Origin of the sequence: Faecalicatena faecalis (assembly GCF_012524165.2) — a bacterium.
GTDB classification, from domain to species: Bacteria; Bacillota; Clostridia; order Lachnospirales; family Lachnospiraceae; genus Faecalicatena_A; species Faecalicatena_A faecalis.
The window spans coordinates 506,962-523,417 of record NZ_JABACJ020000001.1 but is presented as its reverse complement, the minus strand read 5'-3'; the positions used below and the strand labels follow the sequence as shown (position 1 = coordinate 523,417).

Below are 16,456 nucleotides of genomic sequence, written 5' to 3'. Positions count from 1 at the left end.
AGCGGCTTTCATTCCTTTTCTGATCAATCACCTTTATGTACCAGATGCACCTTTACCCCTGCATTCTCCAGTTCTTTCAGAATATCCTCAGGCGCCTTCTCATCTGTGATCAGATGACCGATCCTCTGAACTGAGGAGGTCGTGAAGCTGCTGTTCTTCCCTATTTTCGTGTGGTCCGCTAATACATAGACATCCTTCGTCGCATTGCGGATCATCAGTTCATTGATTCTTACTTCCCCCGATATTTCCGTCGTCACCCCTGAAACCGGAGAGATTCCCGAACATCCCATAAAAGCCTTTTTCGGGAAGACGGTCTGAAGATTGCGGACTGCAAAATCTCCCACCATTGCATTCTTGGGATAACGCAGCTCCCCTCCCGTTATAAGGATACTGATTCCCTCATAATAATCCTTTCCGATAGCTTTGCCATTGTTGGTAATGACCGTCACATTATTGCGAGTCACATAATCCAGCATCTGCAGCGCATTGCGGCTCGTATTGATGAACAAAGAGTCTCCATCTTCCACCAGCGTAGCCGCATATTTTGCAATCAGGGTACGGTACATCTGTATCTCATCTTCTTCGGAGTATTCCGGCGCAATTACAGATGCTCCGCCATAAAATCTCGTCAGTACCTTTTGCTCCTCCAAATATTGGAGGTCCCTGCGTATTGTAATCAATGAGACAGCCAGCTTATCAGCCAGCTCATCTACCCTGACTGTAGGGTTTTCTTTCATAATTTCCAGAATCTGATCTCTTCTGCCGTCTACATATGCACGTTTTCTCTTCATACGTCCACCTCGTCCATATCACATATTTAGAATCCTGCCGCTCTGGAAAATCCGCCGCATTTATTTCTTTTTATATCATAACATTTTCTTTTCTAATCTTGATATATCATTTCATATTTTTTTCGGATTTTGTCTATCCCTCTGTATAGCTTTGTGACCTTTTCATCCGGGATCCAGATTTTTTTATGAATAGAGCGGTCATACGCCCGATAGGCCTCTTCCTGTGTCTTATAATTCCCAAGAGAGGTCTCTGCGGAAACCCAGGCCCCGATTCCAGTCGCCTCACATACCTCCGGCTGTTCAATTGCCTTTCCGAACATATCGGAAAGGACCTGACAATAGGTCTGATTTCGAAGCAGACCGCCTCCGGCCTTCACTGAAAGACACTTGGTACCGGTCAGTTTTTCAATGGCTTCAATACAGTCCCACAATTCGGCTGCAATTCCCTCTAACAAGGCCCGTGCGAATTCCTCCTTTTTATTAGAAAAGCTCAAATGGAAGATTCCGCCACGTATCTGTGGATTCCAGTCCGGCGTGCCTTTTCCTGCCAGTGACGGCGAGACAATGACACCGTTGGCTCCCGGCGGCACTTCCCCACATGCCTTCATGAATGTCTCATAGTCCCTTGTTTCTCCCTGGGAAAAGAGTTCTTTCACGAACCACTCCACAGACCGCCCAGCACTTAACACTGCACCTTCTACAATCCACTTTCCTTTCACCGCCGAAACATTACAGTTCAGACTCATATCAGGGTGGAAGACCGGCCGGTTTGCTATACCGATAGCATAAGCACCTGTACCGGAATTTACCTCGATGCTCCCCTGCTCTATGCATCCCATCCCCAGTGCCGCACACTGCTGATCTCCGCCTGCCGAGATGACCGGGATTTTCCCCTGCATCCCGAGAAGCCTCTGTACTTCTCTAGTGGCAGAACCGACAACACCGCCGACATCGATTAGCTGACATAATTTCGCCTTAGACAGCCCGAACAATTCCATCAGCTCGTCAGACCATTTAAGCCTGCTTATATCAAACAGGCTGGTCCGGCTGGCAATGGATGTATCTGTTGCAAATTCATGAGTCAGATGGAAAAGGATATATTCCTGGAAACCAATCAGCTTATATGCCTTCTCATACAGTTCTTTGTCATTTTGCATTAAGTACATCATCTTCGGGGCAGAGAACACCGGTGACAGCTTCATACCCGTAATCTGGTAGATATTCTTCCACTGTTTTCGGAATCTATCACACATCACACCAGATCTCCGGTCCTGCCAGGAGATTGCCGCTGACAACGCTTTCCCATCCTCTGTCACGGGAATGACAGAGGAGCGCTGCCCAGTCACGGAGATGACTTCAATCTTGTTCTTTGTCTCTCTTACCCATTCTCCCACCTCTGACAGAATCTGAAAAACATCCTTCAAAATGATTTCTGGATCTTGCAGCGCTGTTTCCCCGTCAACTACCTGGACACAATATTCATATTGGATACTTTTTTCAATTACACCCGCGTGATCCAGAAGCAGCCCCCGGACACTGGATGTACCTATATCTATTACAAAAACCATACTTTACCCCTTTACAGAACCTGCTAACATTCCTTCCTGTACTTTTTCATGGAACAACAGGTAAATGACTGTCAACGGCAGAACCGCTAAAACAATAGATGCAAAAATCGGACCCATCCTCACTGAAAAATCTCCCTTAAAATACATCAGGCTCCTGGAAACCGGATATTTCGCAGGGGAAGATAAGAGGATTACGGAAAATACAAGTTCACTGTATGCATACACAAATGAGATGATTGAAACCGTAGCTATAATCGGCTTGGAAATCGGCAGGATGATCTTAAACAAAATCTGCACCATATTACAACCGTCGATGACTGCTGCCTCATCCAGTTCCTTGCTGATTCCCTTGATATATCCGGTAATCAGGAAAATTGCCTGCGGAAGCTGGAAGGTCGTATAAGTCAGGATCAACATCCAATACCTATCATATCCTCCGATATCTGCTGCAATCTTAGAAATCGGGATGATTGTCGTATGAATAGGGATCATGACCCCCAGCATGAACAGCATGAAGCATGGAGTCAGGAACTTATATTTCATCCTTGCGAATGTATAGGATGCAAGTAATGCCACAACCACTACCAAAATAGTAGTACCTAATGCCAGAAATAATGAGTTGCCGATGGCCCTGAGCATATTCGCTGAGAACAGAGCATCCTTATAATTACTGAAATGCCAGTTTTTCGGCAGGGCAAACATGCTGCCATAAATATCATTGTTTTCCTTAAAGGAACAGAACACTGTGACAATCAAAGGATACAGAGTGATTACTGCCCACAGCCATGCAAAAACCTGAAATACTTTATTAGACATCTTCTTCATCTTTACTGCACCCCCTAATCATCAGATTTCAGGATCTTATTCAATCCCAGGCTCAAAGCCAGACCTAATACCAGTATCACTACACCGATTGCATTACCACGCCCAAAGTTCTTTGAACCAAACGCCTCCATGTAAAGAAGCGTAGCCGGGACTTCGGAAGAGTGGTTCGGCCCTCCGCCTGTCATCGTAAACACAAGGTCAAAGGTCTTCAAACATCCGCATACACAAAGGACTGAGAATACCTTAAAGGATTCCTTCATCAGCGGAAGCGTTATGTAAAACAATGTCTTTGTTTTATTTGCACCATCAATTTTAGCAGATTCGTATACGTCCGAAGGAATTGACACCAGGCCTGCTGCAAAGATCAACATATTAAAGCCGGCAAAAATCCACTCATTAACCAGTACAATGCAGATGACATTCACAGTCTTTTCCCCCAGCCAGTTAATTGCCCAGCTGGTCAGCCCGATTTTCTCCAACAGAGAATTGACCAGGCCCCAATCTGGCTGGAGCATGTATACCCAGATCAGACCGACTGCAGCAACAGGAAGCATGACTGGAAGATAATACGAAACCTTGAAAAACCGTACCCCCATGATTTTGGATGTAATGATTTTCGCAAGTAGAAAAGAAAGAGGCATCAATACAAGAAATCCTCCTGCCATGAAAAGCAATGAATTCCTCAGTGACAGCCAGAAATTTGGAGAGTGGAAAATCTTCACATAATTATCCAGTCCAATGAAAATCGGCTTTGCACTTGCGATTCCCGTCCATTTGAAGAAAGACAGATATACTGCCTGACATACCGGATACAGCAGAAAAACACATAACAGGGCCAGCGCCGGCAAAATAAAAGCAATTGACCAGATTAATTTTTTATTCTTTTTCATCATAAGTCTGCCATCCTTACTTTATTTCGATTTCCAATACAGTATCAATATCATTCTCTAATAAAAAAGTTCCCTGAATCGGCTCCTGGAAATTTATGAACGTATAGCCCGGGAACAGCTCCGTTACCCATGGTTTCACAATCAGTACCTCTGAACCATCAGATACCCTCCTGATCTTTTTAATCTCAGAAGTCGGAATATTCAATGCCACAGGCCCGATTTCCTGCTGCATCAGATGGGCATATACAAATTTCCCATTCCTTGTATAATATCCCCAGTCTGGTTTCCCAAGCCCTGCCTTCCCACAACCATAGATAGACTTCCCATAATCCTCGAACCATTCACTGAGATCATGGAGAACCTTCACTGCAGGCTTCGGGAACCTGCCCCGCGCATTCGGTCCGATATTGACTAACAGGTTGCCTCCCTTGCTCGTACATTCTACCAGCTTCCTCACCAGGCATTTTGCATCCTTATAGTTATACGGATTCGGGGTGTAGCACCAGTTATTGTTCATCGTACAGCAGGCTTCCCACGGCAGGTCATTGCCCATGTCATCCAAGATTCCCTCAGGTGGGACAATCTGTTCCGGGGAAACGAAGTCTCCGGCATAGGCCGTCGGGTTCGGTGTGCTTAGACTGCCCTTTGCAGATGCATTACATTCCAGCCTGTTATTGAGCACGATCTCTGGCTGTAATTCACGGATCATCTTCACCAGTTCGGTTGCTTTCCATTTTTCTCCGCGCATTTCTCCATAGGAGTTATCAAACCAGAGGATATCTATCTTTCCATAATTCGTGCACAATTCCCTGATCTGGTTGTGCATATACTCTAGATATCTATTGAAATCATATTCATAATCCTTATATTCCTCATTGTCCCTCATCGGATGGTACAGATCACCATAGTGATGATAATCCGGGTGATGCCAGTCAAACAGAGAATAATAGAACCCTACTCTCAGTCCCTCAGCCCGGAACGCCTCCACAAATTCACGCGCCAAGTCACGCTTGCATTGTGTATTCGTAGATTTATAATCTGTATACTTTGAATCGAACAGGCAGAATCCTTCATGATGCTTTACAGTCAGGATGGCATAACGCATCCCCGCTTTTTTTGCCATCCGTGCCCATTCCTTGGGATCATAATCTACTGGATTAAATTCCTCGAAATATTTCTCATATTCTTCGATTGTCAGCCGTTCATAGGATCGTTTCCATTCGGTCACTCCATTAATACAATAAAGCCCCCAGTGTATGAACAGGCCAAACCTAGCATCCATCATCCACTGAATATTTTTTCTCTCCATTTTGTTTCCCCCTAATGAAAAGGGGATCTCTTAAAAGATCCCCCATATGATTATTTTTCTTCTTCTAATGAAACGATTTCCTTACCACAAGCTTCTGGTGTACTGTCTACAAACAGTCCCTGAAGAGCTGTCCTTACTGTATTGAGCATATGTGTTTCCGGGTCAACTTCCTGCATATCTCCACGGAATACCGTTGCTTCTGCGACAATTTCTTTTACCTTTACGGTCATGTCATCAATCTTTGTCTCTGGGTCAGATTCGAATTTTACAGGGTAGATGCCTCCGTTGCTTGCTTTTTCCAGTCCTGCATAGTAATCCTGGGAAGTTAAGAACTTCACAACTTCTACTGCTGCATCATTGATCTTCTCATCCCCGCTGTCTGTAATGGAGAAGCCCTGTCCTGAGCCGCCCTGTACATTTGTTTTTAAATCTTCCTTACCTGCAAAGTAAGGGAATGCAGTTACATCTACAGAACCTTCCACATCTGTACCCGGAATCTCTCCTACGAACCAAGCACCATCATATCGAAAAGCACTTTTGCCGGATAAGAATGCAGCCTTTTCACCATTGTTATCTACACTGACCGGATTTTCTCCGAAATAGCCTTTTTCATTCCACTTTTTAATGATTGCATACATATCTGTCATTTCTTTGGAATCATAATTGATTTCTCTAGATGCCAGCTTATCACAGATATCCCCGCCATATGCTTTATAGCACAGGTTGTTCAGCAGATGTCCTGCACGGAAGTTTGTTCCCTCTCCTAACTGGAATGGGGTAACTCCTGCTGCCACTAAAGCGTCGCATACTTTTTCCAGATCCTCGATTGTCTCTGGTGCTTCCAGGTTATTTGCACTTAAAATGTCCTTGTTATAATACAAAAGGATCTGATACAACATCACAGGTACACCATAGGTAGCATCACCGTCCTGCCAATTCGTAAACAGCGGCATGAAGGAATCCTTCCACTCAGGATCTTCTGCAAAGTATGGTTCCAGGTCCAAAAGGACTCCGCCTTCAATATAATCCTTGATACCGGTTCCACCATAGTTGATAAATACATTCGGCTGGGTACCCGCACCGAACTGAGAGCTTAATTTATCAAAATACTGCTGCTCATCTGTTACGTTATCGGCAACAATTTTGATACCATTGTCCATTTTATTGAATTCATCAATCTTAGAATTGAAGTACTGGGATAATGTCTCTTCACCACCCCATCTGGATGTCAGACGGATTTCAATCTCTTTGCTATCTTCTTTCGCTTCCTTTTTCTCTTCCTTACCACTGTTTCCGCATGCTGCCAGTGACAGTACCATAGATGCCCCAAGTGCAACTGCAAGACCTTTTTTCCATTTTTTCTTATTCATCTTTTTTCTCCTTATCCTTTTCATACAATTGTAAAACCTCATGGTCTCTCCATGTTTTTAATCACTACAAGAACTATGGCCTTTTGACATAGATTCCCGGGTGTCTATGTCTGACACTATGTTCTTAGAAAGTAATTCTTAGTTTATCTGACAATCTTTCTGAAACCCTCTGTCGTATCTGTCCTTTTATAAAAGAGAGCGGAATGGAATGTTCTGTGGTGCTTCAAAACAGTCTTCAAAGCCTCTTCTGTGGTGATATGCCTTCTTATCACGGTCTGCAGGATAGACATATTTTCCTCCCACTTCCCAGAAAAACGGATGGAACTCATAACCGAGTCTGTCCTTTTTCATCTCATATAACACTTTAATCTCATTGATATCAGCCATAAAATTGGTCCATACATCATAATGTATCGGAATCACTACCTTGCAGCCAAGTGCTTCTGCCATCCGCAGAATATCTACAGAGGTCATCTTGTCCTGCATGCCCACCGGGTTCTCCCCATATGAGCCAAAAGCAACATCTATATCATAGTCTTTCCCGTGCTTCGCATAGTAAATGGAATAATGGGAATCCCCGCTATGGTAAATATTCCCGCCAGGTGTCTTAATCAGATAGTTGACTGCCTTATCATCCATATCTGTCGGACATACGCCTGTCAGTTCTTCTCTGTCTTCCCCCTGGGAATCGGTTGTCACAATACAGGTACGGTCGAAAGAGTCAAGAGCTATGATTTCAATATCCTTAATCTTAATAACATCCCCAGGTTTCACTGTGATGCATCTGTCTGCAGGTACGCCCCATTTCTCCCATAACTCTACTGATTTCTTAGGTCCAATGAAGGGAACTGGTATCTCCTCCCCATCCTGGTTGACAGTCGTCATATTGCTTTTTATGACATGAGATGCAAACTCTGCACTCATATGGTCCTGGTGGTAATGTGTCGCGAGCACAGCATCCACGCTTTTAACTGCAAATGGGTCCAGCACAAAGGGGACTGCTCTTAAGTTGGGCTGCATGGCTCTGGCTCCGCACATATTCGCCATCTGGTGCCCCACCTTCATCTTCCCGTCTCCATGGGTGCGTTTTCCGTTCCCACACCATAAGTCTACGGTGAGATTACATCCGCCAGGCGTCTTGAGCCAAATCCCAGTACATCCAAGCCACCACATCGCGACTGACCCTTGCTTTACCTCCTCATTTTCGATTTCTTCGTTCAGCCATGTTCCCCATTCAGGGAAAGTAGACATAATCCATTTTTCTCTTGTAATTTCATCAACTTTACTCATCCGAACGCTCCTCTTCTTATATGATTTTTCTCTTTTATCTATTCGAATCATATCATTTTATTTTCAATTAAACAATCCGTTTTTATGTTTGATTATCATTTTATATGTTCGATTTTCGTTTTTGATTGTTTTTATGAACGTTTTGTGATTTTTTCGTGCTTTTTTATAATTTATATAGATTTTTCACTAAAAAAAGTGCAGACAGAACTTTTTCTTTCTATCTACACTTCATTTTACGAAATATACTTTCCGAACGAAAGCTTCCTGATAAAGTATACACACACAAAGGAGGCTGCCAGAATCGCAATGGTCAGAACAGGGACCGCGATCCATGCTGAGATATCCGTCGGATCCACAAATTTCTTATAATTATCAAGGAACAGGATGTGAATCAGATAAATCCCAAAAGAACAGGAGCACCATCTGTCAATCCACTTTCTTGTATGCACCTTTAGCTGAATCTGTCCATTTGCAATCTGCATCAGCAGCACAAAGAAAGAAACGCCGCTGATGATCACGAGAGGACAGCCATACTCCAAAAATCTTTCATAATGATCTCCCCTGCGAAATGTCATCCACGCAGTCAGCACAATATTCAGGGAAGTGCTGGCAAGAAAAATGAAAACGATCTGCCAGATACTGCGTTTGATTTTGTCCCTGTATTTACATACAAAATATCCGATAAAGAAATAGAAGGTATAGACCTTATCACCGATGATCGGCACATCATAATAAGCTTCCTCATGGAGCAGCGAAGAAAAATACAAAAATAAGGCTGAGGCACTTCCCATCAGCAAAAATGCCTTATCCATATTCGCGCTCATCCCTCTGCACATGATCTGAAAAAACGGCAGGACCATATAAATCGGGATGGTGGCATACAAATACCATAGATGCGGCTCCGTCGGTTCAAAAAAGATAGAGCGCAAATCGTACGGTGTATCCATATAGTAGACATTAAAAAAGTAGTATATGATGCTCCAGAACACCAGGACCAGCAAGAACCGCAAAAGCCTCTCTCCATTTTTCCTGAGACGTTCCGTTCTTCCCAAAAGCAGTGCCCCACTGAGCATAAAAAAGCAGGGGACGCTGACCCTGGATACCGTATCCAAAATCAAGGAGAACAAATATTCTCCCCTGCTGATATCCACGTACGCCCTGCAGTAATAATTTGTCACATGTATGAGAATGACCATCACGAATGAGGTGGTTCTAATCAATTCCATATTATAGTTTTTCGTCTTCATCTTGTTTATCCTTGTTTTTCTTCTTGTTCCTTGCTCTTTCCTGTACTCTTCTTCATCAGGCTCGCTTTTACCACAGCATCCTTTCCGAACCTGGACCGGATCTCCTCCATTGCCCGATTCAATTTCTGATGCTTCTCATCCGGCGGTTTTGGCATCTCTATATCAAAAATTGAAAGCTGGACCGGCTCAGACGCATCCACCAGCTTCGCTGTGCGTATTCCAAGAAGCCGAATCGGCTCCCCATCCCATGTCTCCTCAAAAAGCTGACAGGCCGTCTCATACAGAACTTCATCCTCGCTGGATGGTTTGTCCAACTGGGTCTGGTGGGAAACGCTCTGAAAGTCGTGGTACTTAATCTCCATGCTGACCATATTAGCCTTCTGCCCTGCTTTTCTAAGCCTTCTGCCTACACTGGCCGCCAGCTCCTTAAACACCTCCATCGCCTCTTCCTCCGTCACGGCGTCCTCCGACAGGGTCGTGGAGTTCCCAATTCCTTTCGCTTCCGCCTGCTCAGACTGAACATGGTCGTCACCCTTTCCATTCGCGAACTCCCACAGCATCTTCCCATGGCTTTTCATATGCAGTGCGATCAGGTCCGGGTCGGCTTGTGCAAGATCACCGATCGTATGTATCTCCAGTTTCTTCAAAGTCTCCACACTGGAACGCCCCGCCATGTATAATTCTCCGATTGGAAGGGGCCACATCTTCACTTTTATTTCTTCCGGGAACAGTGTGTGTACCTTATCAGGCTTTTCAAAATCGGAGGCCATCTTCGCCAGCAGTTTATTCGAGGAGATTCCAATATTCACCGTGAATCCGAACTTTCTTCGGATACCATCCTTTATAATAAGAGCCGCATCCACCGGAGAAGAGTATTTCCACGCAATCTCTGTAAAATCCATATAGCATTCATCCACACTGACCTGCTCGATTTCTGTCGTAAAGCTCTTCAGATAAGCCATCAAACAGTCACTTTTCTCACGGTACATCTTGTGATCCGGCGGTACACTTACAAGATTCGGACACTTACGAAAGGCATTCGCAACAGGTTCCCCCGTGCGAATGCCATATTTTTTAGCCGGAATCGACTTGGCGAGCACCACACCCCGGCGGGCCTTCTGGTCGCCGCCGATGATGGATGGAATCTCGCGCAGATCCTTATCAGCACCTTGTTTCAATTGTTCCACCGCAGTCCAGCTCAGGTATGCGGAGTTGACATCTATGTGGAAAATAATCCGCGTCATGAAATCAGTTGTCCTTTCACTCTTGCTTCTAATTTTCCGTCAACAACATCGATTAAAATTACATCTTCTCTTCCTACATTACCGGCCAGGATCAGCTTCGCAGCCAGAGTCTCCACATTCTTCTGCAGATATCTCTTTAATGGCCTTGCCCCATACATCGGGTCATATCCGCCGTCTACGATAAAGTTCTTAGCCGTCTCGGACAGTTCAATAGAAAGCTCCTTGTCTGCAAGCCGTTTGTTGACGTCAGTTACTAATAAGTCAATAATTGCATAAATATTGTTTTTCGTCAACGGTTTAAACATAATGATTTCATCCAGACGGTTCAAAAATTCTGGTCTGAAATGTGCACGCAGCTCATTCATCACCATGCTCTGGCTCGCCTCTTCGATTGTTCCATCCTCCTTAATTCCCTCCAGCAGGTAATTTGCCCCAATATTGGAGGTCATGATCAGAATCGTATTCTTAAAATCAACGGTGCGTCCCTGTGAATCCGTGATTCGCCCGTCATCCAGCACCTGAAGGAGTACGTTAAATACATCAGGATGCGCTTTCTCGATTTCATCGAACAGTACGACAGAATATGGTTTTCTTCTGACTGCCTCTGTCAGTTGTCCGCCTTCATCATATCCCACATATCCCGGAGGAGCTCCGATCAGTCTGGATACGGAGTACTTCTCCATGTACTCACTCATATCGATACGGACCATGTTATTCTCATCATCGAACAAACTCTCGGCCAGTGCCTTTGCAAGCTCCGTTTTCCCGACACCAGTAGGTCCCAAGAATAAGAATGAGCCGATCGGCTTTGTCGGATCTTTGATTCCTGCTTTGGAACGAATGATTGCCTCTGTCACCAGCTCTACGCCTTCATCCTGTCCGATCACGCGTTTATGCAGCTCATCCCCCAGATGCAGGGTCTTGCTTCTTTCACTTTCATTCAGCTTTGCGACCGGAATTCCGGTCCATCTGGAGATAATCTTAGCGATTTCTTCATCCGTTACTGCCTCATGCACCAGAGAAAGTTCCTTTTCTTTTACCTTCTCTTCCTCTTCATCCAACTGCTTCTGGAGCTGCGGAAGACGTCCATACTGAAGCTCTGCTGCCTTGTTCAGATCATATTCTCGCTGTGCCTTCTGAATATCCTTATTTACCTGTTCAATCTCCTCACGGATCTTCTGGACTCGTTCTACAGAGGCCTTCTCGTTATCCCACTGTGCCTTCTTGCCTGCAAATTCTTCCCGCAGACCAGCCAGCTCCTCCTGCAAATGTTCCAGACGCTCCCTGCTTAACCGGTCTTCTTCTTTTTTCAGAGCCTCTTCCTCTATTTCAAGCTGCATGATCCTGCGGCGCAGTTCATCCAATTCTGTCGGCATGGAATCCAATTCCGTCTTGATCAATGCACAGGCTTCGTCCACAAGGTCGATTGCCTTATCCGGCAGGAAACGGTCGGATATATAACGGTTAGACAGAGTCGCCGCTGCTACCAGGGCACTGTCTGTAATTTTTACACCATGGAAGACCTCATAACGTTCCTTCAAACCACGTAGGATCGAAATCGCATCCTCCACCGTCGGTTCCTCTACCATGACCGGCTGGAAACGGCGTTCCAGTGCCGCATCCTTCTCGATATACTGACGGTACTCATCCAGGGTCGTCGCACCGATACAGTGCAGTTCCCCTCTGGCCAGCATTGGCTTTAACATATTGCCCGCATCCATGGCACCGTCTGTCTTGCCGGCCCCTACGATTGTGTGCAGCTCATCTATGAAAAGAATGATCTTCCCATCGCTGTTCTTCACTTCCTCCAGAACTGCTTTCAGACGTTCCTCGAATTCTCCTCTGTACTTAGCGCCCGCAACTAATGCGCCCATATCCAGGGAGAAAATGGTCTTATCCTTCAAGCCTTCCGGCACGTCGCCTCTAACGATACGCTGTGCCAAGCCCTCTACGACCGCGGTCTTACCAACCCCAGGTTCTCCGATCAGCACTGGATTATTCTTTGTCTTGCGGGACAGAATACGAACCACATTCCGAATCTCCTCATCCCTGCCGATGACCGGATCTAACTTCTGATCTCTTGCACGCTCCACCAGATCCTGTCCATATTTATTCAATGTATCGTAGGTCGCCTCCGGGTTATCACTTGTCACCCTCTGATTTCCGCGTACTGTGGATAATGCCTGCAAAAATGAATTCCGGTTGATACCGAATTCTTTATATAGACCCTTGAGCTCACGGCTCGCATATTTTAAAAGAGCCAGGAAGAGGTGCTCTACAGAAACGTACTCATCGCCCATCTGCTTCGCTTCATCCTCAGCATGGATCAGGACATTATTCAGATCCTGTCCTACATAGACCTGCCCGCCCTGTACCTTTGGACGCTTAGAAAGAGCTTCCTCCACACGGTTGATAAACAATGTCCCCTGAATGTTCATCTTCTCCAAAAGCTTCAAAATCAGGCTGTCATCCTGCTTCACCAATGCGTACAATAAATGCTCCTGTGCAATTTCCTGGTTGCCGTAATCGTAGGCTACCTTCTCACAATTCTGAACTGCCTGGAGCGAATTCTGCGTAAACTTATTTATGTTCATAGAAAGACCTCCTTTGTCATTTCATCTGTTTTGTTCTACTAACAATATAACAATAACACTGGTTATTAGCACTGTCAAGGTGCGAGTGCTAATTATTTATTAAAAATTTGTAAAGCTGCATTGCATCTTCAAAACGTCTTTCTTCTGTGCTTCCCATAATGACACCTATATAGTGTTTATCAGCGACTGTAAACGACATGACCAGACAGGCCCCTGCACTTGTGCTTGTGCCAGTTTTCAGGCCAGTGCATTCAGAAATATAATAGGGGCTTTGGGATAAAAGCATCTCATTTGTGTTTTCATATTCCGCCGTCTCTCCTGATAACCATGTTTCGCTGGAATAAGCCATTCCTGCAATTTCACTGATCAAAGCGTTTTCTGAGGCAGCTTGTCCGATCAGCGCAAGGTCGTACGCAGTGGTATACTGCCCATTTGTATCATAGCCGTCCGGAGAGATGAATTTTGAATCGAGAGCGCCAAGCTTACTCGCCTCTTTATTCATTTCATCCTTAAATATCTCCAAAGCTTCGTCTATGCTCAGATCTTCATCCAAGGCAATCTTACGTCCTGTGTAAACAGCGAGCGCATAGGCCGCATCGTTTCCTGATGGCAGAAGCATCGCGATCAGTGCCTGCCGCACACTCATCTGTACGCCAATGCTTAAATACGCACGGGAAGCATCCTCTGCGATTCTATACACTTCCTCGCCAACCTTTAACGTTTCTTCTGCGTCACAAAATTTAAGGACTGTGAGAGCACTTAGAAGTTTCGCACAGCTAGCTGGTGCAATAGACACCTGACTCTCCTTGTCCCACAAGATTTCATTGGTGTCTGAGCAGATCAAGATTCCCTTCATAGCAGTCACGGGAATCAAATTCTGCCCGGCAGACTTGGCTGCGTGAAGCTGTAAAGACTTCTCCTTATGTGCACCTTTGGCCACATCTTTTTGGAATAGCTCATCCTGAATACTTGATTCATAAAAACCAACCGCCAGCAAAATGACCAGAACAACTGCCAGCATTAAACATATCAAAACCCCCACTCTGCTCTTCCTGTGCCAAATCCTCCGTGCAGAATTTCTTCTTTTTCTATGATAATATGACATAAAGCACCTCCTTATCTAATAGCTTCATACTATCAAATGAAAAGGTGCTTTATGCTGAGAGTTCCTCAACAGTTTCTTGAGATTTTCTGTATTTTTTTATGATTTTATCAGTACATTATCTGCCGGGAGTACAACACTCAATATGATCTGTCCGTCTTTACAATCAGCCGTAATGCTCCCGCCATGAACCTGTACGATTTCCTTTGCGATCGCAAGGCCAAGCCCTGCTCCTCCGGTTTTGGTCTGGCGTGCATTGTCCAGACGATAGAACTTTTCAAAGATATGTTCTATCTCCTCCTTCCTAATTTCTCCCACATTAGAAAACGCAATGCTGACTGACCGACCTGCTGCCCAGGCCGCAATACAAATCGGTGCCGTTCCCTCACTATAGTAGATCGCATTTTTCAACAGATTGGTAAATACACGGGCTATTTTCTGCGCATCCACATTCACTTGAATCGAAGCATCGATATCGGTTTCTACGGATTTCCCTGCTTTCTGAAAAAGTGGATAGGCTTCGGCCACCACCTGTTCCATCAAATATGCCAGATTTACAACAGCCTTATCCAATACGATCTGCTGAACATGAGAATGTGTGATTTCAAAGAAGTCGTTGATAAGAGCTTCCAAACGCAATGCTTTATCTCTTGCAATTCTCAGATAGCTCTTCTGCTGCTCCAGCGATACCTTCGTGTTCTCTACTAATAAATCCAAATACCCTATCACAGAAGTCAGTGGTGTCTTGATATCATGGGCAAGATAAACGATCAGCTCGTCCTTTCGTTTTTCGGCCTCTTCCTTTTCCCGGGTGCGTTTTGTCAGGTCATCCTTTACCTGCTGCAGCTTCTCTTCCACAAGGCCAAGCTCTTTTGACATTTCAATTTTTCCCTCTGATCCGTCTGCAAGTGTGTTGATCCCGTCAATGATCTCATCAAAATAGTGTGTAAATCCAAAGAGAAGAATGCGGAAGAAGATAAGGAACAGTACAATAATCGCAATTCCCATAAGATAGGCATAGTATTGCCGTACATAGTGCCAGTAAAGGATGAGACCTTCCTCCCAGTCGACATCAAACATCCGGCATATTATATATGTGATCCCGTTTCCTATAACCCCCTTCCCGGCAGAGCGAATGAATAGCACTCCTAAGATTACGACTCCGATAACAAGCAGAGTCTGTATATACATTTTCCAAATGATCTGTTGATATGGCTTTTGCCGCCATTTTTTATTTCTCAATTTTATACCCCACTCCCCACACCGTTTTTATATAGCGCGGCTGCTCCGTATCATTCATTTTTTCGCGCAGATGCCGGATATGCGTCGTAATGGTGTTTGTGCTTTTCTCAAAATATTCATCCTTCCAGATTCCATGAAACAGCTCTTCGGCACTGACCACTTCCCCACGGTGTTCATATAAAATCCGTAAAATCAAAAATTCCGTGGGAGTCAGGTTAAGAAGGTTCCCGTCGACATAACACTCATGCGCTTTCACATTCAAGAACATCCCGTTTTTCGTATATGCATCTTCCCTCCTTAGTTGAGGCTGGTCGTAACGCGTCGTTCTCCGAAGCTGCGCCTTTACACGCGCAACTACTTCCATTGGGCGAAACGGTTTTGTGACATAATCGTCCGCCCCGAAGGTCAGGCCCGTAATCTTATCCATCTCCTCGTCTTTTGCGGTCAGCATGATAACAGGAAATAAGAATTGCTCCCGGATTTTTTTGCACAGCGAAAAGCCGTCTCCATCCGGCAGCATGACATCCAGAAGGGCAATACTGATCGGTTCGCTGGTAATCTTTTTCCAAGCCTCTTCCACCGTAGCTGCCGTGGATACTGTAAAGCCTTCATTCTGGAAATATACATCCAGAAGATCGGCGATCTCCTTCTCGTCATCTACAACTAAAATCCGCTCCATTGTTCTCCTCCTTTGCAGCCTTGCAAATATATCACACACAAAACTTATTTTCATTATAACCATATTCTAAAGCTTTTTTGTTGCAAAACTATAAAGAAATTCTTGAGATTACATAAAGGTTTCTTTCCAGTCATCCCCGTTTCATTTCGATTCGTAAAATAAGTTCGTAACATTCCCATATTAATTTTGTAATATTTTTGTCAAACGCATAAGCTTCTTGCATAGTATAACAGTTGGTAAAAAGATTCCCCACTGACCTCTTATTGTGTTATAATAATTAACAGTAATTTATAAAAAGGAGATGT

13 protein-coding genes are annotated in these 16,456 nt (G+C 44.7%); all 13 read right to left on the bottom strand.

All coding sequences use genetic code 11. The annotated features are described in order from the left end of the window. Positions 1-23: 23 nt before the first annotated feature. The 13 genes from HGO97_RS02405 to HGO97_RS02345 all read right to left on the bottom strand — a co-directional run bounded on the left by HGO97_RS02405 (position 24) and on the right by HGO97_RS02345 (position 16,151). A complete protein-coding gene (locus tag HGO97_RS02405) occupies positions 24-791 on the bottom strand; it encodes a DeoR/GlpR family DNA-binding transcription regulator (RefSeq protein ID WP_216239079.1) in 768 nt (255 codons plus the stop codon). Between the two features lie 92 nt (positions 792-883). Continuing rightward, on the bottom strand, positions 884-2,359 hold the full coding sequence (locus HGO97_RS02400) for an FGGY-family carbohydrate kinase (RefSeq protein ID WP_216239077.1): 1,476 nt from the start codon (positions 2,357-2,359) through the stop codon (positions 884-886). 3 nt (positions 2,360-2,362) lie between these two features. Then, positions 2,363-3,184 carry a carbohydrate ABC transporter permease gene (locus HGO97_RS02395; RefSeq protein ID WP_216239069.1) on the bottom strand — a complete coding sequence of 274 codons (822 nt, stop codon included), beginning with the start codon at positions 3,182-3,184 and terminating at the stop codon, positions 2,363-2,365. A gap of 14 nt (positions 3,185-3,198) precedes the next feature. Continuing rightward, entirely contained in the window at positions 3,199-4,077 is an 879-nt protein-coding gene (locus HGO97_RS02390; RefSeq protein ID WP_216239067.1) for a carbohydrate ABC transporter permease, read from the bottom strand. Between the two features lie 13 nt (positions 4,078-4,090). Continuing rightward, positions 4,091-5,383, bottom strand: coding sequence for an alpha-L-fucosidase (locus HGO97_RS02385; RefSeq protein WP_216239062.1), 1,293 nt, complete (start codon positions 5,381-5,383; stop codon positions 4,091-4,093). 50 nt (positions 5,384-5,433) lie between these two features. Beyond that, on the bottom strand, positions 5,434-6,753 hold the full coding sequence (locus tag HGO97_RS02380; protein WP_216239060.1) for an ABC transporter substrate-binding protein: 1,320 nt from the start codon (positions 6,751-6,753) through the stop codon (positions 5,434-5,436). A gap of 186 nt (positions 6,754-6,939) precedes the next feature. Continuing rightward, a complete protein-coding gene (gene ulaG / locus HGO97_RS02375; RefSeq protein WP_216239053.1) occupies positions 6,940-8,043 on the bottom strand; it encodes an L-ascorbate 6-phosphate lactonase in 1,104 nt (367 codons plus the stop codon). A gap of 233 nt (positions 8,044-8,276) precedes the next feature. Beyond that, on the bottom strand, positions 8,277-9,290 hold the full coding sequence (locus HGO97_RS02370; protein ID WP_216239050.1) for an acyltransferase: 1,014 nt from the start codon (positions 9,288-9,290) through the stop codon (positions 8,277-8,279). 5 nt (positions 9,291-9,295) lie between these two features. Next, positions 9,296-10,534, bottom strand: coding sequence for a Y-family DNA polymerase (locus HGO97_RS02365; RefSeq protein WP_216239048.1), 1,239 nt, complete (start codon positions 10,532-10,534; stop codon positions 9,296-9,298). Then, the gene (gene clpB, locus HGO97_RS02360; RefSeq protein WP_216239046.1) at positions 10,531-13,128 is read right to left on the bottom strand and encodes an ATP-dependent chaperone ClpB; all 2,598 of its coding nucleotides are present in this window, start codon (positions 13,126-13,128) and stop codon (positions 10,531-10,533) included. Before clpB ends, HGO97_RS02365 begins: the two co-directional genes overlap by 4 nt. A gap of 88 nt (positions 13,129-13,216) precedes the next feature. Next, positions 13,217-14,161 (bottom strand): D-alanyl-D-alanine carboxypeptidase family protein, encoded by a 945-nt coding sequence (locus tag HGO97_RS02355; protein ID WP_216239045.1) that lies wholly within the window; start codon positions 14,159-14,161, stop codon positions 13,217-13,219. A 168-nt stretch (positions 14,162-14,329) separates the two neighbouring features. Next, positions 14,330-15,421 carry a sensor histidine kinase gene (locus HGO97_RS02350; protein WP_216239044.1) on the bottom strand — a complete coding sequence of 364 codons (1,092 nt, stop codon included), beginning with the start codon at positions 15,419-15,421 and terminating at the stop codon, positions 14,330-14,332. A 40-nt stretch (positions 15,422-15,461) separates the two neighbouring features. Further along, positions 15,462-16,151, bottom strand: a complete 690-nt coding sequence (locus tag HGO97_RS02345) for a response regulator transcription factor (protein WP_216239043.1) — start codon at positions 16,149-16,151, stop codon at positions 15,462-15,464. Positions 16,152-16,456 lie beyond the last annotated feature (305 nt).

What these genes read in the sequence shown, in the direction of transcription:
- HGO97_RS02395 (WP_216239069.1), bottom strand. Translation starts at nt 3,184, where the DNA reads ATGAAGAAGATGTCTAATAAAGTATTTCAGGTTTTTGCATGGCTGTGG.
- HGO97_RS02405 (WP_216239079.1), bottom strand. Translation starts at nt 791, where the DNA reads ATGAAGAGAAAACGTGCATATGTAGACGGCAGAAGAGATCAGATTCTG.
- HGO97_RS02390 (WP_216239067.1), bottom strand. Translation starts at nt 4,077, where the DNA reads ATGATGAAAAAGAATAAAAAATTAATCTGGTCAATTGCTTTTATTTTG.
- ulaG (WP_216239053.1), bottom strand. Translation starts at nt 8,043, where the DNA reads ATGAGTAAAGTTGATGAAATTACAAGAGAAAAATGGATTATGTCTACT.
- HGO97_RS02380 (WP_216239060.1), bottom strand. Translation starts at nt 6,753, where the DNA reads ATGAATAAGAAAAAATGGAAAAAAGGTCTTGCAGTTGCACTTGGGGCA.
- HGO97_RS02370 (WP_216239050.1), bottom strand. Translation starts at nt 9,290, where the DNA reads ATGAAGACGAAAAACTATAATATGGAATTGATTAGAACCACCTCATTC.
- HGO97_RS02385 (WP_216239062.1), bottom strand. Translation starts at nt 5,383, where the DNA reads ATGGAGAGAAAAAATATTCAGTGGATGATGGATGCTAGGTTTGGCCTG.
- HGO97_RS02350 (WP_216239044.1), bottom strand. Translation starts at nt 15,421, where the DNA reads ATGTATATACAGACTCTGCTTGTTATCGGAGTCGTAATCTTAGGAGTG.
- HGO97_RS02365 (WP_216239048.1), bottom strand. Translation starts at nt 10,534, where the DNA reads ATGACGCGGATTATTTTCCACATAGATGTCAACTCCGCATACCTGAGC.
- HGO97_RS02345 (WP_216239043.1), bottom strand. Translation starts at nt 16,151, where the DNA reads ATGGAGCGGATTTTAGTTGTAGATGACGAGAAGGAGATCGCCGATCTT.
- clpB (WP_216239046.1), bottom strand. Translation starts at nt 13,128, where the DNA reads ATGAACATAAATAAGTTTACGCAGAATTCGCTCCAGGCAGTTCAGAAT.
- HGO97_RS02400 (WP_216239077.1), bottom strand. Translation starts at nt 2,359, where the DNA reads ATGGTTTTTGTAATAGATATAGGTACATCCAGTGTCCGGGGGCTGCTT.